We start from the raw sequence: 4,245 nt of genomic DNA, 5'->3' as shown, positions 1-4,245 counted from the left end.
TTCGCGCTCCGCGCGATCATGTAGCATAGGAGGTCTGGGGCGCAAGGGGCAGACCCGATGGCTGGACGAGGCCGGGGCACGGTGGAGGGCGAGGGGACGACAGCTGGCGTCAGCGAGCGCCTGCTGTTTGCCGACACAGCGCCTGTCGAAACAGCGCCGGTTTGGCTTCCGGAGTCGCGTCCGGCCAAAGAGATTTTGCCGCCTGATGTCGGCGGATTCCGCCCGGCCTCGCCGATGGCAACCATCACGCGGCTCGGCAAGCAGCTTGGCCGTGTCTCATGGCCGGCGTTTCATCGCAGCATCGGCGCCGCGGCCACGACCGAGCTTGATCGCGGCATCGGCTTCCTGCTGGTGCCGGTGTTCCTGGCTGCCGGCGTGATCTTCTATTTCTCGCTGAACGCCGAGCCAGACCTGTACAGGCCGCTTTTGGCAGTGGCGCTGATGGCTGTCTGCGCGCTCGTTTCGCGCCCACGGCCAAGGACGCATCTGCTCTTCATGGCGGCGTTCTTCTGCGCCTTGGGCTTTCTCGCCGCAAAGGTCGAGACCTGGCGCGCCGCGACACCGATGCTCGGTTCCGAGATCCAGACCCGCCTGACCGGCCGGCTCGTTAGCCTGGAGGAAATGGAGAACGGCCGCGTCAGGCTGACGATCGATGTGATCTCCACCGCTCACCCAAAGCTGCGCTACGCGCCGGAGCGGGTCCGGCTTTCGGCACGGAAAGTACCTGCTGATATGACAGCCGGCTCGCTGCTTACCGGCTATGCAAGGCTGCTGCAGCCGACCGGCCCGGTGCGGCCCGACAGCTACGACTTCTCCTTCGACAGCTATTTTTCCGGTATCGGCGCCAGCGGCTTTTTCCTTGGCAATCCAAAGACAATCGCCAGCGAAGATGCGCCGCCCTCGGCGCGCCTGGCTTCCACGATCGAGAAGGCGCGGGAGAGCATCGCCAACCACATCCGCGGCCAGGTCGGCGGCCCGGAGGGCGAGATCGCCGCCGCACTGATAGTCGGCGTGCGAGCGGGCATCCCCGATGAGATCAACGAGGCGATGCGGCGCACCGGCATCTATCACGTCATCTCCATCTCGGGCCTGCACATGGCGCTGGTCGCCGGCACCATCATGCTCTTGCTGCGCGGGGCCTTTGCGCTGTTTCCCGACTTCGCCTCGCGCCGGCCGGTCAAGAAATATGCCGCCGCCGCCGCACTCGTCTCGATCGCCGCCTATCTCGTCTTTTCCGGCATTGTGGTCGCGGCCGAACGCAGCTTCATCATGCTGGCGGTGATGCTTGTCGCCGTGTTGTTCGACCGGGCAGCGCTCACCATGCGCAATCTGGCGATCTCGGCCATCGCCGTCATCCTGGTGTCGCCGCACGAAGTGGTCGGCCCGAGCTTCCAGATGTCCTTCGCCGCCACGGCTGCCCTGGTCGGCGCCTATGCCGGCTGGGCCGACTATCGCGCCGACAGGACGACCACGCCGCCGCCGAAGCGATCGTTCCTTCGCTTTACGTCGCGCAAACTGGTGATGGGGATGGGTGGCCTTGCCATGACCTCGATCATCGCCGGCAGCGCCACGGCGCTCTTCGCCATCTGGCACTTCCAGCGCGTTTCGCCACTCAGCCTGGTCGCCAACCTGGCCGTCATGCCGATCGTTTCGGTGGTCATGTTCCTGGGGGTCGCCAGCGCCCTGACGATGCCGTTCGGCCTCGACTGGCCATTCCTGTATCTGATGGGCAAGGGCCTGACCGCGATGATCGCGATCTCCGGGTGGATTTCCGAACGCTCGCCGGTCGATGCCGTCGGGCTGATCTCCATCCAGTCGGTGCTTTTCGTGACGATAGCGCTGGTCATCGCGACCATGGCCACGACCTGGCTGAGACTTGCGGCGATCCCCTTCGCTCTGGCGGGCCTGCTGACGGTTTCCAATACCCGCACGCCCGATGTGCTGATCTCGGAGGATGCGCATCTGGTGGCGATGCCGATCGGAGGCGGCGAGCTCGCCGTCAACCGGGTGCGGTCGAACGAATTCACCACCGACAATTGGAAACGCGCGCTGGTGGCCGAGACCATCGTCGAGCCGGAGACCTTCGAGACAGGGGATGCACGCTTCGACATCGATCCGCTCGACCTGCCGCCGGGCTCGCCATTTTACTGCAGGGACGGGCTATGCCTTGCCCGACATCCGTCAGGCGCAATCGTGGCGCTCGCGGAAAACCGCAAGACGGCGCGGCCGGCCTGCGCCTTCGCCGACCTGATCGTCATCGACGACGCCACCGCCTACAGTCCCTGCTGGAATTCGCTGGCCCTCGTCGTCACCAAACGTCAGCTCGCCCGCTCCGGCAGTGCCGCTGTCTTCTTCGATCCGCAATCGGCGAGCGCGCAAGCAACAATCCGCTACGCGGTCGAAAAGCCCTACCGGCCATGGCACGAGCAGCGCAAATACTCTCGCGAGGCGAGGGGACTGCCGCCTTACCAGAGACCCGAAAAACCGGTGGTCAAACTGGCGCCGTCGGCTCAGTAGCGCCGGATCAGGCCGACCAGCTTGCCTTGCACCTTGACCCGGTCAGGGCCGAAGATGCGGGTCTCATAGGCAGGGTTGGCAGCTTCGAGCGCGATCGATGCGCCCTTGCGGCGGAAGCGCTTCAGCGTCGCCTCTTCCTCGTCGACCAGCGCCACAACGATCTCGCCGGGGCTCGCCGTGTCGGCGTTGCGGATGATGACCGTATCGCCGTCGAAGATACCGGCCTCGATCATCGAGTCGCCCTTGACCTCCAGCGCATAATGCTCGCCGCCCGAGATCATGTCCGGGGGCACCGAGATCGAATGCGTCTGGTGCTGGATGGCGTCGATCGGCACGCCGGCGGCGATGCGGCCCATTACCGGGATCGACACCGCCGACACAGCGTCGTCGTCATTGCTGGGGGTACGCGACGGCGACGCCGGTTTGATTTGCCGACCGAGATTGCCCTGTCCCAGGCTTCCCTGGATGACGCTCGGCGAAAACTTCTTCGCCGCATTGAGACCGGGCGCGATCGAGTAAGGCAGGCGCAGCACTTCCAGAGCACGCGCCCGGTTCGGCAGCCGGCGAATGAAGCCGCGCTCTTCCAGCGCCGTGATCAGCCGGTGGATGCCCGACTTCGAGGCGAGATCGAGCGCCTCCTTCATCTCGTCGAACGAGGGCGGAATGCCGCTTTCCTTCAGCCGTTCATGGATGAACATCAGGAGTTCATGTTGTTTGCGCGTCAGCATGGCGGCCCCCACGGGTTCTGAAACCAGAATCAGAAAAACAAACCCAGAACAAACACTATCTGTTCCAGTTGTGTTCCGCAACCGTTTAAAGTTTAATGAATGCGTTGACGTTTTGTTCAGCGTAGCATCAGCACGCGGCAAGCGTCGCCTGCGGCTGCAGCCGGGGCGAAGGGCTCCCGCACGACAAGGCCGTTGGCGTCGGCGAGCATGCGCAGCATCGAGGAGTCCTGGATGCCGAAGGGGGTGGCAACCATTGAGCCGGCTTCTTCGCGGACCACGGCGCGCACGTAATCCTGCCTGAGATCATTGGCCTGCATCGCCGTGCCCAGGCGTGCCTCGCGCAGGTCCTGCCGGAAGTCGCAGCCACCGAGTCGCGCCAGCAAGGGCTTCAGGAACAATTGCGAGCAGACCAGGCTGGCGACAGGGTTGCCCGGCAGGCCGATACAGCGCGTGCGCCCCATCCGGCCGAACATCAGCGGCTTGCCCGGGCGCATGGCGATCTTCCAGAAATCGAGCGTCATGCCTTCGCCGGTCAGCACGTCGTGGATCAGATCGTGGTCGCCGACCGAGGCGCCGCCCAGCGTGACGATGACATCGGCCTGCTGCTCGACGGCCTGCCTGACCAGCGCGGCGATCGCTTCCTTGCGGTCGGCGGCGATGCCGAGATCGAGCGCGCGGGCGCCGACCGACTGAGCGGCGGCGGCGACGCCATAGGCGTTGGACGAAATGATCTGGTCGGGACCAAGCTCGCTGCCGGGCGGCAGCAGTTCGTCGCCGGTGGCGATGATGGCGACCAGCGGCCGCTTCACCACGCTCAAACACGGATGGTTGGCGGATGCCGCCAGCGACAGTGCCGCGGGATCAAGCAGGCGGCCCCTTTCGAGCAGCACATCGCCTTGCGCGAAATCGAGTCCGACACGCCGGATGTTGCGTCCTTGCGCCGTCGGCTGGGTTACCTCTACCGTGCCGCCGCCCAGGTCCCTGACATTCTCCTGAATGA

At 65.2% G+C, this 4,245-nt stretch carries 3 protein-coding genes; 1 reads left to right on the top strand and 2 read right to left on the bottom strand.

The window, feature by feature from the left end:
* Positions 1-57: 57 nt before the first annotated feature.
* Positions 58-2,517 carry a ComEC/Rec2 family competence protein gene (locus EN745_RS31050; protein WP_127423008.1) on the top strand — a complete coding sequence of 820 codons (2,460 nt, stop codon included), beginning with the start codon at positions 58-60 and terminating at the stop codon, positions 2,515-2,517.
* On the opposite strand, the gene lexA is transcribed toward EN745_RS31050, so the two are convergent.
* Positions 2,511-3,245, bottom strand: coding sequence for a transcriptional repressor LexA (gene lexA, locus EN745_RS31045; protein WP_127423007.1), 735 nt, complete (start codon positions 3,243-3,245; stop codon positions 2,511-2,513). The genes EN745_RS31050 and lexA overlap by 7 nt on opposite strands.
* Before the next feature lie 116 nt (positions 3,246-3,361).
* Positions 3,362-4,245 (bottom strand): molybdopterin molybdotransferase MoeA (locus EN745_RS31040; RefSeq protein WP_145992238.1); only part of this gene is annotated, 884 nt, incomplete at its 5' end.

The sequence above is a fragment of the Mesorhizobium sp. M4A.F.Ca.ET.022.05.2.1 genome (assembly GCF_003998845.1).
Lineage (GTDB): Bacteria > Pseudomonadota > Alphaproteobacteria > Rhizobiales > Rhizobiaceae > Mesorhizobium.
This window is presented reverse-complemented; position numbering and strand designations above follow the sequence as displayed.